The 18,074-nt window shown below is 63.3% G+C and carries 12 protein-coding genes and 1 pseudogene; 5 read left to right on the forward strand and 8 right to left on the reverse strand.

Annotated features, from left to right (window positions below):
* Nucleotides 1–43 precede the first annotated feature (43 nt).
* The 4 genes from selD to PW947_RS04240 all read right to left on the reverse strand — a co-directional run bounded on the left by selD (nt 44) and on the right by PW947_RS04240 (nt 8,047).
* On the reverse strand, nt 44–1,153 hold the full coding sequence (gene selD / locus PW947_RS04225; RefSeq protein WP_299629822.1) for a selenide, water dikinase SelD: 1,110 nt from the start codon (nt 1,151–1,153) through the stop codon (nt 44–46).
* 172 nt (nt 1,154–1,325) lie between these two features.
* Nucleotides 1,326–6,176, reverse strand: coding sequence for an NAD-glutamate dehydrogenase (locus PW947_RS04230; protein ID WP_299629823.1), 4,851 nt, complete (start codon nt 6,174–6,176; stop codon nt 1,326–1,328).
* An 81-nt stretch (nt 6,177–6,257) separates the two neighbouring features.
* A complete protein-coding gene (locus PW947_RS04235) occupies nt 6,258–7,022 on the reverse strand; it encodes an alpha/beta hydrolase (protein ID WP_299629824.1) in 765 nt (254 codons plus the stop codon).
* Entirely contained in the window at nt 7,019–8,047 is a 1,029-nt protein-coding gene (locus PW947_RS04240; RefSeq protein ID WP_299629825.1) for a M14 family zinc carboxypeptidase, read from the reverse strand. The genes PW947_RS04235 and PW947_RS04240 overlap by 4 nt, the downstream gene beginning before the upstream one ends.
* 332 nt (nt 8,048–8,379) lie before the next feature.
* On the opposite strand from PW947_RS04240, the gene PW947_RS04245 reads away from it, so the two are divergent.
* Nucleotides 8,380–9,216, forward strand: a complete 837-nt coding sequence (locus PW947_RS04245; RefSeq protein ID WP_299629826.1) for a DMT family transporter — start codon at nt 8,380–8,382, stop codon at nt 9,214–9,216.
* On the opposite strand, the gene PW947_RS04250 is transcribed toward PW947_RS04245, so the two are convergent.
* Complete coding sequence (locus PW947_RS04250; protein ID WP_299629827.1) at nt 9,213–10,751, reverse strand: PLP-dependent aminotransferase family protein; 1,539 nt, start codon at nt 10,749–10,751, stop codon at nt 9,213–9,215. The two genes, PW947_RS04245 and PW947_RS04250, sit on opposite strands and share 4 nt — an antisense overlap.
* Nucleotides 10,752–10,878: 127 nt before the next feature.
* Here PW947_RS04250 and PW947_RS04255 point away from each other — a divergent pair, with 127 nt between their 5' ends.
* From PW947_RS04255 to PW947_RS04270, 4 genes are all read left to right on the forward strand, one after another.
* Nucleotides 10,879–12,165 (forward strand): 4-aminobutyrate--2-oxoglutarate transaminase, encoded by a 1,287-nt coding sequence (locus PW947_RS04255; RefSeq protein WP_299629828.1) that lies wholly within the window; start codon nt 10,879–10,881, stop codon nt 12,163–12,165.
* 48 nt (nt 12,166–12,213) lie between these two features.
* Complete coding sequence (locus tag PW947_RS04260; RefSeq protein ID WP_299629829.1) at nt 12,214–13,668, forward strand: NAD-dependent succinate-semialdehyde dehydrogenase; 1,455 nt, start codon at nt 12,214–12,216, stop codon at nt 13,666–13,668.
* Between the two features lie 89 nt (nt 13,669–13,757).
* Nucleotides 13,758–14,120: a toxin gene (locus PW947_RS04265; protein ID WP_299629830.1), complete on the forward strand. Its 363-nt coding sequence runs from the start codon at nt 13,758–13,760 to the stop codon at nt 14,118–14,120.
* On the forward strand, nt 14,098–14,409 hold the full coding sequence (locus PW947_RS04270) for a helix-turn-helix domain-containing protein (RefSeq protein WP_299629831.1): 312 nt from the start codon (nt 14,098–14,100) through the stop codon (nt 14,407–14,409). Before PW947_RS04265 ends, PW947_RS04270 begins: the two co-directional genes overlap by 23 nt.
* 352 nt (nt 14,410–14,761) lie before the next feature.
* On the opposite strand, the pseudogene pcaF reads toward PW947_RS04270, so the two are convergent.
* The 3 genes and pseudogenes from pcaF to otnI all read right to left on the reverse strand — a co-directional run bounded on the left by pcaF (nt 14,762) and on the right by otnI (nt 18,017).
* Nucleotides 14,762–15,965: pseudogene (gene pcaF, locus PW947_RS04275) on the reverse strand (3-oxoadipyl-CoA thiolase).
* 241 nt (nt 15,966–16,206) lie between these two features.
* Nucleotides 16,207–17,178 carry a D-erythronate dehydrogenase gene (gene denD, locus PW947_RS04280; RefSeq protein ID WP_299629832.1) on the reverse strand — a complete coding sequence of 324 codons (972 nt, stop codon included), beginning with the start codon at nt 17,176–17,178 and terminating at the stop codon, nt 16,207–16,209.
* A gap of 53 nt (nt 17,179–17,231) precedes the next feature.
* On the reverse strand, nt 17,232–18,017 hold the full coding sequence (gene otnI, locus PW947_RS04285) for a 2-oxo-tetronate isomerase (protein WP_299629833.1): 786 nt from the start codon (nt 18,015–18,017) through the stop codon (nt 17,232–17,234).
* Nucleotides 18,018–18,074: the final 57 nt, after the last annotated feature.

Here is an 18,074-nt window from a genome sequence, read left to right on the forward strand (position 1 = left end):
TTGAAACTGCAAGGATAGTGACATGCGTCACTCGAAAAGCGGCTTAAACGACTTCGACGCGCCCCGCACTGTCGTGCGCGCCATCGCGCATCTCGCCGATCACACAGGCGCGATCGAAGCCGTCGGCGCGGAAGATTGCGAGTACATCATCGACCGCTTCGGCTGCGCACGATACCAGCAAACCGCCTGACGTCTGCGGATCGGTGAGCAGGGTTTGCGCAATCCCGGGCAACGTGGCGGCCAGTTGAATCCGCTCGCCATACGACGCCCAGTTGCGTCCGGATGCGCCGGTGAATACACCGTCCGCCGCGAACGCTTCGACGCCCGACAACCACGGCAACGCGTCGTATCGCAACCGCGCGCACAAGCCCGACGCACGCGCGATTTCCAGCGTGTGACCGAGCAGACCGAAGCCGGTCACGTCGGTCAATGCATGCACGCCGGACAGCGCGGCAAGCGCGGTGCCGGGCCGGTTGAGTTGCGTGGTGGCCGCAAGCATTTCCGCGTATCCGGCGTCGCCGAGGCGGTTCTTCTTCAGCGCCGCCGATAGCACGCCGACGCCCAGCGGCTTGCCGAGCACCAGCACGTCGCCCGCACGCGCACCCGCATTGCGCTTGACGCGCTGCGGATGGACGACGCCGATCGCCGCGAGCCCGTAGATCGGTTCGACCGAGTCGATCGAGTGGCCGCCCGCGACTGGAATGCCCGCCTGTGCGCAGACATCTTCGCCGCCGCGCAATATGGCCGCGATCACGTCGTGCGGCAATACGTTGATCGGCATGCCGACCAGCGCGAGCGCCAGAATCGGTTTGCCGCCCATCGCGTACACGTCGGACAGCGCATTGGTTGCGGCAATCCGGCCGAAATCGTACGGATCGTCGACGATCGGCATAAAGAAATCGGTGGTCGCGACGATCGCCTGTTCGTCGTTCAGACGATACACGGCGGCATCGTCCGAGGTCTCGTTGCCGACGAGAAGATCCGCGAACATCGGCAACGGCGCAGCGCGTTTGAGCAGATCGGACAGGACGCCGGGCGCGATCTTGCAACCGCATCCGCCGCCGTGAGACAGGCTGGTCAGACGCGGCGTCGATGCGGTTTCGGCAATATGGCCGATCGGTTGGGACGATGGTTGAACGGCAGTCTCGGTCATGGCGGATCGGAAAGCGCAGTGGCGATAGTTCGTATTATGAGCAATCCGGCCAGCCGACATGCGCTTTAACGTCAACGCGCGGGTCTTGCGTCGAGTCTGGCGGCGGCGTCACCTCCCGTGGCCGCTGGTCGCGGGCTCGATCGTCATGCTCCGCCGTGCGTGACAGCACCGCTCATGCCCGCTCCAGCGACGCCATTTCCCGAACGATCACCAGCAACATCGACAGGCTGGCGCCGCCCGACGCCCGCAAATCCGCCAGCAGACGCCCATAGCGTTCCAGCGAAGCGGCGCGCTTCGCTAGCCACGCTTCGACAAGCGCGTCGGCGCCGGCGCTGCCGTCCGCATCGGCCAGCACGCTGGTCGTCAGTGCGCGCTTGAGTCGCGCGAACTCGGCCAGCGCCGCCGCGCGCGCGAGCATGTCCCAATGCGTGGGTGTCGGCAACGCCATCGCGCGTTCGCCGATCCAGCCGTAATTGAGTTGCGTGCCGAGCGCGAAATACACGCCCGCCACGAGTTCGAGGCTGCGCTCGCAGGTCGCCGCGACTTCCGCGATATCCAGCAACGACGCCGAAATCTCGCCGCTCGCGATTCGCACCGCGAGATCGCTATCCACGCCCGCATCGACCAGCACGCGCTGCCGTTCGGACAGCGCTTCGAGATCGGCGGTGGGCAGCAACGCGGGCCATTGCGGTGCGAGACGCGTCGCGGCATCGCGGCAACGCGCCAGCAACGCGTCAACCGCGTCGCTGTGCGCGTCGCCGAGCACGCCCGTTTGCAACTGCCGCAAGAACCACAACGCCGCACGTTCGACGAGGCGCGCCACTTCGACGAACATGCTCGCCTGCACATCGTCGGCGACCCGATTGTCGAGCGCGTCGATGCTGCGCCACACGTGGTCGAGATCGAACACGTCGCGCGCCATGATGCACGCGCGGACGATCTCGCCGGGCTCCGCGTTGGTCTCTTCCATCAAGCGGTGCACGAATTCGCAGCCCACCCGGTTCACCAGCGCGTTGGTCAAATGCGTCGCGAGAATTTCGCGGCGCAACGGATGGCGCTGCATGGTGTCGCTGAAACGCTGACGCAGCGGCTTCGGGAAATATTCGATCAGCATGTCGGCGACGAGCGGATCTTCCGGCATGCCCGATTCCAGCAGCGCGTCGTACAGCCACATCTTGCTGTACGCCAGCAGCACCGCGCGCTCGGGCGTGGTCAGCCCTTGCCGGTTCGCTTGCCGTTCTGCGATGTCTTCGTCGGTCGGCAAAAATTCGATCACCCGATTCAACCGTCCGGCGCGTTCGAGCCAACGCATCATGCGCGTTTCCGCGTCGAGCAGTTCGACACCGTAGCGTCCGGCGATCGACAGCGCCTGGGTCTGATAGTAGTTGTCCTGCAACACCAGCAGCCCGACTTCATCGGTCATTTCCGCGAGCAACGTGTTGCGCTGTTTGCCCGTCATCTCGCCGTCGGTGACGACGAGGCCGAGCAGGATCTTGATATTGACTTCGTGATCCGAACAATCGACCCCTGCCGAGTTATCGATTGCATCCGTGTTGATCCGGCCGCCGCGCTGCGCGAATTCGATCCGGCCCAGATGCGTCAGTCCGAGATTGCCGCCTTCGGCCACCACTTTCACGCGCAGATCCGCACCGTTGACGCGCACGCCGTCGTTCGCGCGGTCGCCGACTTGCAGGTTCGATTCGCGGGCCGCTTTCACATACGTACCGATCCCGCCGTTGTACAGCAGGTCGGCAGGCGCTTGCAGAATCGCGCGAATCAACTCGGTCGGCGCGAGCGCCGCCGCGCTGATGCCGAGCACGTTCTGCACGGCAGGCGACAGCGCGATCGTCTTTGCGGTGCGCGGAAAAATGCCGCCGCCCGCCGAAATCGCGGCCGGATCGTAATCGGCCCAGCTCGATCGATCCAGCGCGAAAAGGCGCTGACGTTCGGCGAAACTCGTGGCGGCGTCCGCGTTCGGATCGAGAAAGATATGCCGGTGATCGAATGCGGCGACGAGACGGATATGCTCCGACAGCAACATACCGTTGCCGAACACGTCGCCCGACATATCGCCGACGCCGACCACGGTGAAGTCCGTCGTTTGCGTATCGACGCCCATTTCACGGAAGTGCCGCTTGACCGATTCCCACGCGCCGCGCGCGGTAATCGCCATTTTCTTGTGGTCATATCCGACCGACCCGCCCGACGCGAACGCATCGTCGAGCCAGAAACCGTACTCTTGCGAAATCGCGTTCGCATAGTCGGAGAACGTGGCCGTGCCCTTGTCCGCCGCGACCACCAGATAAGGATCGTCGGCATCGTGACGCACCACGTCGGGCGGCGGCACCAGCGCATCGCCGACACGGTTATCGGTCAGATCGAGCAAGCCGCGCAGGAACGTCTGATAGCACGCGATCCCTTCTTTCATCCACGCTTCGCGGTCGGTGATGGGCGGCGGGTTCTTCACGACGAAACCGCCCTTCGAGCCGACCGGCACGATCACGACGTTCTTTACCATCTGCGCTTTCATCAGCCCGAGCACTTCGGTGCGGAAATCCTCGCGCCGGTCGGACCAGCGCAAACCGCCGCGCGCGACGCGTCCGCCACGCAGATGCACGCCTTCGACGCGCGGCGAATACACCCAAATTTCGAACATCGGTTTCGGTTCGGGCAAGCCAGGCACGTTGGCCGGATTGAACTTGAACGACAGATACGGTTTCGAGCGGCCGTTCGCGTCGAGCCGATAGTAATTGGTACGCTCGGTGGCCTTGATGACACCGAGAAACTGCCGCAGGATGCGGTCTTCGTCGAGATTGGGGACGTTGTCGAGCGCGGCATCGATCGCACCCAGCAGATGCTCGACGCGCACGTTGCGCGCGTCGCCCATCATCGGATCGAAACGCGCGACGAACAGTTCGACCAGTTGCCGTGCGATAGCAGGATTGCAGGTGACCGCGCGCTCGATATACGCGTCGCTGAAAGTGGAGCCGACTTGCCGCAAATACTTCGCATACGCGCGCAGGATCGTCACTTCGCGCGCGCCGAGTTGTGCACGCAACACGAGCCGATTGAAGTCGTCGCTTTCGATCTCGCCGGTCCACACTTGCGCGAACGCATCTTCGAACAGATTCTTGACGCGCTCGATATCGAACTCGGTATCGTCCGCGAGTTCGAGGCCGAAATCGTGAATCCATGCGGGCGTCGCATGCGGCGCTTCGATCAGATACGGGCGCTCTTCATCGACGCGCACGCCGAGATGTTCGAGCATCGGCAAACTGCGCGACAACGCGATCGGTTCTCCGGCGCGGTACACCTTGAAGCGAAATGCGCGCGGTCCCGCTTCGATCGGCCGGTACAGATTCATCGCGAGTTTTTCGCTGCCCTGCACGCGCTCGATCAGTTCGATATCGCGTACTGCCGTGCGCGCCGGATAGTCGTCGCGATAGCCGGCCGGAAAAGAATCCGCGTAGTGCTGCAACAGCCGGTTGCCCTGTTCTTCGCCGAACGCATCGAGCAACGCATCGGCGAGATCGTCTTGCCAGCGTCGGGTGACCTGCACGAGACGCGCTTCGAGTTCGCGCGTGTCCACGTCGAGCATATGACCCGGTTCGGCATGCACGACGAAGTGAATCCGCGCGAGTGTCGACTCCGACAGCAAGGGCGTGAATTCGACGCTGGTGCCGTTGAAGGCTTCCATCAACAGACGCGCAATGCGTCGCCGTAAATCGGTGTTGTACTTTTCGCGCGGGACGAAAACGAGGCACGATACGAAGCGGTCGAAGCGGTCGCGGCGTACGAACAGCCGGGTGCGTTGATGCTCCTGCAAACGCAGCACGCCGAGCGCGATATCGTAAAGCTGGTCTTCTTCCGCCTGAAACAGTTCGTCACGCGGATAGGTTTCGAGTACCGTCACGAGCGACTTCGCGAGATGGCCTTTGGGCAGAAACCCCGCGCGCCGGACGATGTTCGCGCACTTGCGGCGCACGATCGGAATCTCGGACGCAGACACCAGATAAGCCGTGGACGTATACAGCCCGATAAACCGCCGCTCGCCCGTTACCTTGCCGTCCGCGCCGATCAGCTTGACGCCCACATAGTCCAGATAGCCCGGCCGATGCACCGTCGCGCGCGAGTTGGCCTTGGTCAGAAAAATTGGCGATGCGCCAGCGAGTATCTGCGATGCGGCCGCCGGCAATGGCGTGACGTCGGGCATCCCGGCAAGCTGACGCGCTTCGCGCAGAATGCCGAGGCCCGAACCGGGCACAGCCCGCAAACCGAGTCCGCCGTCGTGCGACACCAGTTGATAGTCACGCTGACCGAGAAACGTGAAATGATCCGCGACCATCCATTCGATGAACGCACGCGCTTCCGACGCTTCCGGACCGGCTTCGCGCGCGGTCAGCTCTTTTGCCGTCGCACGCGCGAGTTCCGCGATGGTCGCCCAGTCTTCGACGGCGGCCCGCACATCGCCGAGCACGCTGGCAATATCCGCGCGCAATGCATCGAGCCGTGCCGCGTCGCCGCAACGGTCCACTTCGAAATGGATAAACGACGCGAGTTGCGATTGCGTATCCGACGCATCCTGTGCGCCTTGACCGACTCGCACGATGCTGCCGTCCGCGCCGCGCCAGATGCGAAACACCGGATGCACGACCGAATGCAGCGCGAGCCCGAGCCGGTTCACCGCCATCGACACCGAATCGACCAGGAACGGCATGTCGTCGTTGACGATCTCGATGACCGTATGGTCCGAGTGCCAGCCGTGCTGTTCGAGAATCGGGTTATAGACGCGCAGTCTTTCGCTGCCGGGCACGAAGCGTTGCGCGGTTTGCCAGTGCGCAAGCGCCGCGCCGTAGAGATCCGCGATGGAGCGGCTTTGGAGATCGTCGGCATCGACGAAGTCGTAGTAGTGACGCAGGAAGGGTTCGACGATCGCGAAGGCCGGTTCGGGCAGACGCCCGCGCGCGAATTCGACCAGATCGTTCAATAGATGAGCTACGGCGTCTTCGTTCTTCGCTTGCATGATCTCCTCCACGTTGGGCGGCAATCGACTGCATCGTCAGAACGGATTATGCACCCGAACAATGACAGCTTAACGCAGCGCTTATGTGCAATCGCACATCGCGCGAATGGTCTCGGCGGTCCATGACGGATCGTCGTGCGGCAGATCGTGACCGGCCCACGGATGCTCGCGAAGCGGCACTTTCCATGCTGCGGCAAGCGCGGCCGAACAACGCGGATTCACGAGCCGATCGGCCCGCGACGACAGAACGAGACTCGCGCACGACGGCGCACCGGACGCCGCACGAAAGCACGCCGCCGCCCACAGTTGACGCAGCGCATTCGCTCGCGTGACCGGCGCGCTGCGGCGGATTTCCCGCCAGAGAGCGAGGTCGGCGGTAAGCGTGTCGCGCGCATTGCAGGTCAGACGATGGATCGTCGCTTCCGCCGCCGCGGCGTTTTCATCGTCGTCGCGCCAGTGGCGCGCGATGTCCAGCAAGCCCGGCCACGCGCCCGGCCGCAAACGTTCGACGGCGGAACTGAACGGCCGCATGCTGGTATTGATCAGCACGAGTTGCGCGAGTTCCGCTGGATAGCGTTGCGCCCACGCGGTCGCCACCATGCCGCCCAACGACATCGCGACGACCCGGTACGGACCGCGTTCGCCGCGTTGCGACGCGGCGCGACGCACCGCATCGACCATCGCCGCGACCGTAGACGGCGCTCGGGCGTGCGACAGCGTGCCGTTGCCAGGCAAGTCGATCCGCAACACGCGAGAGCCGGGCATCGCGGCTTGCAATGCCGCCGGAAATTTGCCCCAGTGACGCGATTCGCGCGTGAGTCCCCGCAACAGGATCCACGCGCTCATGCAACCGCCGCGCGATACCAATGCGCTGTTGCGCGCTCCAGCAACTGCTGCCGGCTCGCGCCTTGCGGCAACCAGCGCTGCGACGCGAATGCGGCGCGCGTCAGGAAATCCATCAGGTTCGCGTGACGGCGCAACACGCGTGCGGTCCGATGTGCCTTCACCGGATTGAACATGCCTTGCCGCGAAAACAGCTGGCGCGGATTCTTCTTGATCCACAACCACGAACCGAGTTCGAGCGTCATCGGCAGGAAAACATTGGGTGCGGGCGTGCGATCGTACGCGCAATCCCATAGATCGCCATGCAGCAGATATTGATGACTTTGCGGTTCGAACGCGTAACCGTGATGAGGATGCGCGCGCTCGAACATGGTTTTCAACGCGTACATTTCCGGCAGATGCGGCATCATCGAACGCGTGCGCGCATACGGAAACCAGATGCTGTCGCTCCATCCGTAACCCGAGTGACAGTCCAGCGCGAGACTCAGCGGACGCGACGCGAGTTCCGTTTCGACGACATCGAGCAACGCGGCCGCTTCGATTTCCATCGGTGCGCCGCGCGCGCCGCGATACCACGGCAACCATGCGCCGACGCGTTGTCCGCCAGCCAGCGGCGGCACGCGCTCATCGGCGCTTTGCGGGCCGTTGCGCATCAGATCGACGCCGTTCGGATTGGCGCGCGTCGCGGCCCACATGCCGCCCGGATTGACGATCGGCATAAAGATCAGTCGCACCGATTGCAACTGGCGCACCAGCAGTTCATCCCATTCGAGCCGGGCGAGCAGTGCACGCATATAGTCGAGCACGAGTTGCGTGCCGATCCGTTCGAGCCCGTGAATGCCCGCGAAAAAACCGATCGCGGGTGCGTGCGGATCGCTCGACCCGATGCTTGCCGTATGCACGTCGAACGTGCGACCGCGAATCGCCGGTGTGCATACCGTGCGAATCTCGAAGTTCGCACTGCCCTGATCGAGGATCGTTTTCAGCTCGTCGTACTCGGCAAAACTGTCGGGAAGGAAGCTGGTCATAACGCAATAGAGTGTCTTTTCATGGATCGCGGATTCCCGTCGAACATCGTTATTCAACTATTTATCAGTGCCGCTTCCACGACGCGTCAGTGCAGCAATATATCGTGTCTTCCTCACAGATTGATTGCGGCTGCACGCAGATCCAATGAAGCGTCACGCCAGCGTCATCGCGCTGTCATACGCGCGTGGCCGGACGCGCATGCGGTCCGCGTGCGTGTGCATGGTTATGCGTGGTTGTGCGAAACGGTGACCTGAGCTGAGGGATAATCGCGGGTTCGCGGCAGCAGGATGACAGACTGCCGCGCTGTCTCCACCCTCTTTCCGCGCTTTCGATGCCAACCTTCGTCGTCCTGCTGGTCCTGTTTTCCGCGTTGTTGCATGCAAGCTGGAACGCGTCGTTGCATCTGTCCGAAGACCGCATCTGGTTGCTCGGCATGATGGCGATTCCGTATGTGATCGTGGGCGCGGTGGGCGCCATCCTGCTGCCGTTGCCCACCCGCGAAAGCTGGCCGTATATCGGCGCGTCGGTGCTGCTGGAATTCGGCTACATGCTGGCGCTGATCCGCGCGTACCGCAGCGGCGAGTTCGGACAGATCTATCCGATCGCACGCGGTCTGTCGCCGATGCTGGTCTTCGTCGGTGCGCTGGTGTTCGCGCACGAGGCGCTCAAGCCGCTGGCGGCGGTCGGCGTCGGGCTGGTGTCGGTCGGGATCATGTCGCTGGCGTTCCGGCGCGGCATGCGGTTTTCCGGCGAGAGCGTGCCCTTCGCGCTGCTGACGGGCCTGTTCATTGCCACGTATTCGGTCGTCGATGGGATCGGCGCGCGCGTCGCGGGTAACAGCATGAGTTACATCATGTGGGTCTATCTGCTGTGGAACGTGCCGCAACTCGCGCTCGCGTGGCGCTGGCGCGGCGGCTACAGCGGCCTGTTCATCGGTCGCGACAAGGTCATCAAGGGAATGATGTCGGGGGTGCTCGCGCTCGGCGCGTATTGCCTGATCATCGAGGCGTACCGCTTCCTGCCGATCGCGATGGTGTCCGCGTTGCGCGAACTCAGCTCGATCTTCGCGGTGCTGATCGGCTGGCTGTTCATGAAGGAGAAGCTGACCGCACGCCGGATCGTCGCGTGCGGCCTCGTCACACTCGGTGCAGTGCTGATCCGCGTTTAAGACCCGGACCGGAACACGGTTTCCTCGACGGCCTGCGCGAGCGCGTCGAAAGCCGGTTCGATCTCTTCGTCGGGCACGCACGCGTAGCCGATCAGCAAGCCGGAACCGGCGCGTTCGGGCTGCGCATAGTAGCCCGACAACCCACGCACGACGATATTGCGTTCGATCGCCGCATCGACCACGTCGCGGTCGTTCGTGCCGTCGGGCAGACGCATCACCAGGTGCAGACCCGCATCGCCGCCGATCGCCGGCAACGCATCGCCGAAACGCGCGGCGGCCGCATCGAGCAGCGTCTGTCTGCGCTGGCCGTACAACGTTCGCATCTTGCGGATATGCGACGTGAAATGCCCTTCGGCGATGAACTCCGCGAGCACCGCCTGCTGCAGCAACTGCCCCTCGCGATACAACTCCGCGCTGGCGGTCGCGAAGCTGTCCGCGAGCCCCTCCGGCACGACCAGATAGCCGACGCGCAGCCCCGGAAACAAGGTCTTTCCGAAACTGCCGACATAGATCACCTGCCCCGCCGTATCCAGCCCTTGCAGCGACGCGAGCGGCCGGCTGCCATAGCGGAACTCGCTGTCGTAATCGTCCTCGATGATCCAGCAGCGATGCTGACGCGCGTATTCGAGCAGCATCCGGCGACGCGCGAGACTCATCACCATGCCGAGCGGATATTGATGCGACGGCGTGACCAGCATCAGCTTCGGCGGATGCGCGAGATCGTCGGCGGATGGCGCGATGCCTTCTTCGTCGACGGGAATCGGGCGCGGCTGCAGGCCCGAGACCTGTAACACGCTGCGCACGCCCCAATAGCACGGGTCTTCGGTCCAGATCACGTCGCCGGGATCGGACAATAGCCGCACGGCCAGATCGATCGACTGATGGATGCCGGTCGTGATGATGATTTGTCCCGGCGTGCAGCGCACCGAGCGCGACGTGCGCAAATAGTCCGCGAGCACGTTGCGCAACTGCGGCAAGCCGCCGCCCGGCGCGTAGGTCAGCAGATCGGCGCGTGGACGTCGCCAGTATTTGTTGTGCAACCGGCTCCACACGCGCGTCGGAAACTTCGACACGTCCGGCACGCCCGGCATGAATGCGCCCAGTTGACGCTTCGACACGCCCGCGCCCGCGATCAGCCGCGCGCCGCGCGTGGACAGCGCGCGCGGTTCCGGCATCGCGCCGTCCGGATCGTGCGGGCGATCCGCACCAGCGCCGGCCGACGGATCCAGCGCCGTCGGCGATCCCGGTGCGCCGACGATCTCGTCCGGCGCGCTGTCCGCGACGAACGTGCCGCGCCCCGTCGATGAATTCACATAGCCTTCGAGCACCAGTTGCTCATAGACCTGCGTGACGGTATTGCGGGCGATCCCCAGTTCGGCGGCCAGCAGCCGCGACGACGGTACCTTGCTGCCCGCCGGCAACTCGCGTGACAGGATCGCCTGCTGCAACAGGCGATGCAGTTGACGGTAGACCGGCTGGCCGTTGTCGCGGTCGATCCGTTGCGCCAGCCAGTCCGACAGCACGCTCGCGCGCATAGTGGCTCCTACATTTTTATCGAAATGGCTCTGAAGTTAAGAGCCAAATCTCATTATAGTCGTAGCCTCTGCTGCGCCCTTCCGCGCTGCCCGACCCACACGACCCCAAAACCCAGCCATTGGAGCGATGAAAGTGAAAAATGCCGACCTGAAGAGCCGCAAGGATGCCGCCACCCCGCGCGGCGTGGGCGTGATGTGCGATTTCTACGCAGAGAAGGCCGAGAACGCGGAGCTTTGGGACGTCGAAGGCCGTCGCTTCATCGACTTCGGCGCGGGCATTGCCGTGACCAATACCGGCCACCGTCATCCGAAGATCGTCGCGGCGATCCGCGAGCAACTCGACCATTTCACGCACACCGCGTATCAGATCGTGCCGTACGCGTCGTATGTCGAGCTCGCGGAGAAGATCAACGAACGCGCGCCCGGCGATCATCCGAAGAAAACCGCGTTCTTCACGACCGGCGCCGAAGCCGTCGAAAACGCGATCAAGATTGCCCGCGCGGCGACCGGCCGTCCGGGCGTGATTGCATTCGCCGGCGGCTTCCACGGCCGCACGATGATGGGCATGGCGCTGACCGGCAAGGTCGCGCCGTACAAGATCGGCTTCGGACCGTTCCCGTCCGACGTATTCCATGCGCCGTATCCGAACGCGCTGCACGGCGTGAGCGTCGCCGATTCGCTGAAGGCGATCGACATGCTGTTCAAGGCCGACGTCGATCCGAAGCGCGTCGCCGCGATCATCTTCGAACCGGTTCAGGGCGAAGGCGGCTTTTATCAGGCGCCGCTGGAATTCGTCCGCGCGCTGCGCAAGCTGTGCAACGAACACGGCATCCTGCTGATCGCCGACGAAGTGCAGACCGGCTTCGCGCGCACCGGCAAGCTGTTCGCGATGAACCACTACGACGTGCTGCCCGATCTGATGACGATCGCCAAGAGCCTGGCTGGCGGCATGCCGCTGTCGGGCGTCGTGGGTCGTGCCGAAGTGATGGACGCGGCCGCACCCGGCGGTCTGGGCGGCACCTACGCGGGCAATCCGCTGGCCGTGGCGGCCTCGCACGCGGTGCTCGACATCATCGACACCGAACAGTTGTGCGACCGCGCCACGGTCCTTGGCGAGCGTCTGAAGGCGCGTCTGAACGCGCTGAAAAAAGACCTGCCGCAGATCGCCGACGTGCGCGGCGTGGGCGGCATGTGCGCGGTCGAATTCTTCGATGCAGCCGGCACGCCGGACGCCGCATTCACGAAGCAGGTCCAGACCCGCGCGCTCGAACGCGGTCTGTTGCTGCTGTCGTGCGGCGTGTATTCGAACGTGATCCGCTTCCTGTTCCCGCTGACGATTCAGGACGCGGTGTTCGACGAAGGTCTTGGCATTCTCGAAGACGTGCTGAAGGAAACGGTCGGCGTCAGCGCCTGAACCTGAACCTGAATCTGTTCATTGCCTGACTGCCTCGGGAACCAATCCATGTTGAATCTGAAAGACCCCGCGTTGCTGAAGACCCGCGCTTACGTGGCCGGCGAATGGCGCAACGCGGATAGCGAAAAGACCTTCGAAGTCCGCAATCCCGCGACCGGCGATCTGGTCGCGAAAGTACCGTTGATGGGCGCGGACGAAACCCGCGCGGCCATCGACGCGGCGAATGCGGCGTGGCCCGCATGGCGCGCGAAAACCGCGAAACAGCGCGCCGATGTGCTGCGTGCATGGCACGGCCTGATGCTCGACCACGCCGACGATCTCGCGCAGATCCTGACCGCCGAACAGGGCAAGCCGCTCGCCGAAGCGAAGGGCGAAATCCAGTACGCGGCGTCGTTTCTGGAGTGGTTCGCGGAAGAAGCGAAGCGCGTCAACGGCGACACCTTGCAGTCGCCCGCCGCCGACCGCCGTCTGATGGTCGTGAAGGAACCGATCGGCGTGTGCGCGGCGATTACACCGTGGAATTTTCCCGCGGCGATGATTACGCGCAAAGTCGGTCCGGCGCTGGCGGCGGGTTGCCCGATCATTGTCAAACCGGCTGAAGCGACGCCGTTGTCGGCGTTCGCGCTCGCGGTTCTGGCCGAACGTGCAGGCGTGCCCGCCGGCATTTTCAACGTGATTACCGGCGACCCGAAAGCGATCGGCGGCGAGATGACGTCGAATCCGGTGGTGCGCAAACTGTCGTTCACCGGCTCGACCAACGTCGGCCGTCTGCTGATGGCGCAATGCGCGCCGACGGTCAAGAAAGTGTCGCTCGAACTCGGCGGCAATGCGCCGTTCATCGTGTTCGACGATGCCGATCTCGACGCGGCGGTCGCGGGCGCGATTGCATCGAAGTATCGCAACAGCGGACAGACCTGCGTTTGCACGAACCGTTTCTACGTGCATGAGCGCGTGTACGACGCGTTTGCCGCGAAGCTCGCGGAAGCGGTCGCGCAATTGAAGGTGGGCCTCGGCACCGAAGCGGGTGTCACGCAAGGTCCGTTGATCAACGAAGCGGCCGTGCAGAAGGTCGAGTCGCATATCGAGGATGCGCTGTCGAAAGGCGCGCGCGTGATTGCAGGTGGCAAGCGTCATGCGCTGGGTCACGGCTTCTTCGAGCCGACCGTACTCGCCGACGTCACGTCCGACATGAAGGTGGCGCGCGACGAAACCTTCGGACCGCTCGCGCCGCTGTTCCGTTTCTCGTCGGACGAAGAAGTGATCCGCCTCGCGAACGATACGGAATTCGGACTGGCTTCGTACTTTTACAGCCGCGATATCGGACGCGTGTGGCGGGTAGCCGAAGCGCTCGAATACGGGATGGTGGGCATCAACACCGGCCTGATTTCGAACGAAGTCGCGCCGTTCGGCGGCGTCAAGCAATCGGGTTTGGGACGCGAAGGCTCGCAGTACGGTATCGACGATTACGTGGTGATCAAGTATCTGTGTATGGGCGGGATGTAAGGTCCGAGTGGCGGCGATTGGGTTGGGGGCTTGCGCTAAGGGCACAACGCACAGTTGCAATCTATACGCACGCAGCGTATGATTGATCGATGCAAGCGACCTTCGTCGAACTCCCTCCCTTCGAGAAATATCGTGCGAATTATCTATCGGACGATGAATATCGCTTGCTGCAGGAACAGATGCTCCTCAAGCCGGATGCGGGGGACGTTATCAAGGGAACCGGCGGCCTGAGAAAGCTCAGGTTTGGGGACAAGCGTCGCAACAAGGGGAAACGGAGCGGCTTGCGCGTCATCTATTATTATTGGATCGAAGGCACCCAATTCTGGATGTTTTCCGTCTATGACAAAGATGAGATGGACGATCTGTCGTCTGATGAGCGGAAGGCATTTGCTGCCCTGCTTGCATCGGAAATTCGGATAAGGAGCACGTATGAAAAGGAATCTGTTCGCTGAACTCAAAGAGGGAATGAATGCACTGGCCGAGGAGAGAGAAGGCAAGGTGACCCTTCGGAAGGTTCGCGTCGAAGTCCCAGACACAGTGCAAGTCTCGCCTGATGAGATCAAGGCGGTCCGGGAATCGACGAATTCTTCTCAGGCGGTGATGGCTCGCCGCCTTCGTGTGAACGAGCGCACCTACCAGAACTGGGAACAAGGGCGGGTCAAACCCAATGCTCAGGCGGCTATCCTCATCAAACTGGTAGAAAAACATCCTGAAACGATGCAGATGCTGGAAACCCTCTAGGTTCGCCGCCGCGTCGAATCAAGCCCGGTCGTAGACTGGGCTTTTTCTTTTCTACCTCATCGCAAACTGCTCACTACCCGGCGTCGCACCGACCTGAATCAGTCCGGCCAGGTCGTCCCCATTAAATCGCTGCTTGTTGCGAATCAACTGGCAGGCCAACTCCGCGCACGGCGGCTTTTCTTCATGAAATACACACCTCCGAAGCCGGAAGATTTCCGCCAACTTAAAGCCGCTCCCGGAACCGCCCGCCACATAAAAAAAGCCCCATCCGATCAACCCGGATGGGGCTTTTTCCTTACCGCGCGCCGCCGATCATCAGCAGCATCGACGCGTCATCGTCATCGAACCCGCATCAAACGCGTTCGATTGCGATCGCGATGCCTTGACCGACGCCGATACACATCGTGCACAGCGCAAAACGGCCCTGGGTGCGTTGCAGCTGATACATCGCGGTCGTCACCAGACGCGCGCCGCTCATGCCGAGCGGGTGGCCCAGTGCAATCGCGCCGCCGTTCGGGTTCACGCGGGCATCGTCATCCGCAACGCCGAGCGCGCGCAACACGGCAATACCTTGCGATGCAAACGCTTCGTTCAGTTCGATCACGTCGAACTGATCGATCGTCATGTTCAGACGCGCCAGCAGCTTTTGCGTCGCCGGTGCCGGGCCGATGCCCATCACGCGCGGTGCAACGCCGGCCGTCGCCATGCCGAGCACGCGCGCACGCGGCGTCAGGCCCATAGCGCTTCGCGGTTTCTTCGTTCGCGAGCAGCAACGCCGCCGCGCCGTCGTTCACGCCCGACGCATTGCCCGCCGTCACCGTGCCGTCCGGACGCACCACGCCCTTGAGTTTCGCGAGCGTTTCGAGGCTCGTTTCGCGCGGATGCTCATCCTGCGTCACCAGCAACGGATCGCCCTTCTTTTGCGCGACCGATACCCCGACGATTTCCTGCGCCAGCGTACCGTCGCGTTGCGCACGCGCGGCTTTTTGCTGGCTGCGCAGCGCGAACGCGTCCTGATCGGCGCGGCTGATGTTGTAGTCCGTTGCGACGTTTTCGCCGGTTTCCGGCATCGAATCGACACCGTACATCTTCTTCATCAGCGGATTCACGAAACGCCAGCCGATCGTCGTGTCGTAGATGTCGGCCTGACGCGAAAACGCGCTGGTGGCCTTGCCCATCACGAACGGCGCGCGGCTCATGCTTTCGACACCGCCCGCCAGCATCAAACCGGCTTCACCCGATTTGATCGCGCGCGCCGCAATGCCGACTGCGTCCATGCCCGAACCGCACAGACGGTTGACCGTCGAGCCCGGCAGTTCCAGCGGCAAACCGGCCAGCAACAGCGACATGCGCGCCACGTTGCGGTTGTCTTCGCCGGCCTGGTTGGCGCAGCCGTAGATCACGTCGGCGACCGCCTGCCAGTCGACGTCGCGGTTGCGTTCCATCAGCGCCTTCAGCGGCACAGCGCCCAGGTCGTCGGCACGAACCGACGACAACGCGCCGCCGTAACGGCCGATCGGGGTACGAATCGCGTCGCACAGGAATGCTTCAGTCATGAATGTCTCCAGTTGGGTGCTTTGGTGCACGCGATCCGGTGGGTCGCCTCAAGTGCACACAGTCACGGTGAGCAGCAGACAATCCGGCGTGTCTGGAACGCCGGATTCGATCAAATTTGTTCTATATACGAACACATGGTCATGTAACGAACAATCGGGCAATAATAGGCGCGCGGCGGAAAACGTGTCAAGGGCGTGAAGCCTCGCGCGACGGCTTCGCAAGCTGAACTCGCAGCTCACGCTATGGCGTGATTTCGTCCCGATACGCGCGAATCACGTCGGCGAAGCTGCGGTCGCCGCTGAGTCCGAGCCGCTCGGCGCGCAACGTGTCCCAATGTCCCGGCCAGCTTCCGACAATCCGTTCGATACGCGGATCGGGCTGCCAGTCGATCAGCGAGGCCGCCGCGTCGCCGGCCACGTCCCGCAACGCCTCGACCATTTGCGCGACGCTGACCGACAGGCCGGGCAGGTTCAGCGTGCGCCGCTCGCCCAGCGCGGCGGTGTCGAGTTCGAGCCCGGCGATCAGACAGTCGATCGCCTTGTGCGGCGACAACAACCAGATACGTGTTTCAGGCGCCACCGGACAGATTGCGCGAACGCCGTTCAGCGGTTCGCGGATGATGCCGCTCGCAAACGACGACGCCGCCGCGTTCGGCGCGCCGGGCCGCACGCTGATGGTCGGCAGGCGCAATACGCGGCCATCGACGAAGCCGCGTCGCGTGTAATCGCTCAACAGCAATTCGGCGATCGCCTTTTGCGCGCCATAGGACGACTGCGGATTGAGCGCGGTGTCGTCGAGGACGACATCGGAGAGCGTGCCGCCATACACCGCAACCGAACTGGTAAACACCACACGCGGCCGATGTCCGCGCGCGCGGCACACGTCGAGCACCAGCCGCGATGCGTCGAGATTGATACGCATGCCAAGATCGAAATCCGCTTCGGCCTGGCCGCTGACGATCGCGGCGAGATGGAAGATCGCGGCCGTGTCCGCGTCGATCACGCGGTCGAGCACGCTGCGCACGGAGATATCGCCGGTTTCGATCTGTACGCGCGGATCGTCGAAATCCGGCGCGGCAACGACGTCGAGCAGCACGAGTCTGGTGATCGGTTCGAGCGTGCCGCTTGCGCTTTTCAGCACACTGCGGGCGAGCAGTTCGCGCGCGAGCCGTTGACCGAGAAAACCCGCTGCGCCAGTGATGAGCACTTTCATTTGCGTCTGTCTCCGTGATCGTTTTTATCGTCGCACGCGTGCGTGCGCCTGCACTACTGGTACGGCTTCATCCATCCAAGCCCGGCCGACGTACCCGCGCGCGGCCGGTATTCGCAACCGATCCAGCCGTCGTAGCCGAGCGCATCGATCTGCGCGAACAGATACGGATAGTTCAGTTCGCCCGCGTCGGGCTCGTGACGGTCTGGCACGCCCGCAATCTGGATATGGCCGATACGCGCGAAATCGCGTTTGAGCTTTACAGTCAGATCGCCTTCGACAATCTGGCAGTGATAGCAGTCGAACTGCACCTTCAGGTTCGGCGCACCGACTTCCGCGCAGATTGCCTGCGCATCGTCCTGACGGTTCAGGAAAAAGCCAGGGATATCCCGCGTATTGATCGGCTCGATCAACACGGTGATGCCTTCTGCTTGCGCCGCTTTGGCTGCATCGCCGAGGTTGCGCAGATAAACGTCGCGATGACGCGCATGGACGTCGGGCGTCGAGCCGGGCGCGATCAGACCTGCCATCACATGCAGCTTGCGGTTTCCGGTCACGCGCGCGTAGTCGAGTGCGGTATCGATGCTGCGCCGGAATTCATCCTCGCGACCCGGCAACGAAGCGATGCCCCGTTCACCGGCGGCCCAGTCGCCGGGCGGCGCATTGAACAGCGCCTGCACCAGCCCGTTGTCGTCGAGTCGCGACTTGAGTTCGGCGGCCGGAAACTCATACGGAAACAGGAATTCCACCGCTTTGAAACCGTCGCGCGCCGCAGCGGCGTAACGGTCGAGGAAATCGTGCTCGGTGTACATCATCGTCAGGTTGGCCGCGAAGCGTGGCATCGGGAAAGCTCCTTCAAATGGGCAGTATCGTCAGACGTGATCGCGGCATTCGCGACA

Source organism: Paraburkholderia sp. (assembly GCF_028283785.1).
Taxonomy (GTDB): Bacteria; Pseudomonadota; Gammaproteobacteria; order Burkholderiales; family Burkholderiaceae; genus Paraburkholderia.

Excerpts from the sequence above, each read along its gene's own strand:
- PW947_RS04250 (WP_299629827.1), bottom strand. The coding sequence starts at position 10,751 with ATGCGCGCGAGCGTGCTGTCGGACTGGCTGGCGCAACGGATCGACCGC.
- PW947_RS04270 (WP_299629831.1), top strand. The coding sequence starts at position 14,098 with ATGAAAAGGAATCTGTTCGCTGAACTCAAAGAGGGAATGAATGCACTG.
- denD (WP_299629832.1), bottom strand. The coding sequence starts at position 17,178 with ATGAAAGTGCTCATCACTGGCGCAGCGGGTTTTCTCGGTCAACGGCTC.
- otnI (WP_299629833.1), bottom strand. The coding sequence starts at position 18,017 with ATGCCACGCTTCGCGGCCAACCTGACGATGATGTACACCGAGCACGAT.
- PW947_RS04265 (WP_299629830.1), top strand. The coding sequence starts at position 13,758 with ATGCAAGCGACCTTCGTCGAACTCCCTCCCTTCGAGAAATATCGTGCG.
- PW947_RS04260 (WP_299629829.1), top strand. The coding sequence starts at position 12,214 with ATGTTGAATCTGAAAGACCCCGCGTTGCTGAAGACCCGCGCTTACGTG.
- PW947_RS04245 (WP_299629826.1), top strand. The coding sequence starts at position 8,380 with ATGCCAACCTTCGTCGTCCTGCTGGTCCTGTTTTCCGCGTTGTTGCAT.
- PW947_RS04235 (WP_299629824.1), bottom strand. The coding sequence starts at position 7,022 with ATGAGCGCGTGGATCCTGTTGCGGGGACTCACGCGCGAATCGCGTCAC.
- selD (WP_299629822.1), bottom strand. The coding sequence starts at position 1,153 with ATGACCGAGACTGCCGTTCAACCATCGTCCCAACCGATCGGCCATATT.
- PW947_RS04255 (WP_299629828.1), top strand. The coding sequence starts at position 10,879 with ATGAAAGTGAAAAATGCCGACCTGAAGAGCCGCAAGGATGCCGCCACC.
- PW947_RS04230 (WP_299629823.1), bottom strand. The coding sequence starts at position 6,176 with ATGCAAGCGAAGAACGAAGACGCCGTAGCTCATCTATTGAACGATCTG.
- PW947_RS04240 (WP_299629825.1), bottom strand. The coding sequence starts at position 8,047 with ATGACCAGCTTCCTTCCCGACAGTTTTGCCGAGTACGACGAGCTGAAA.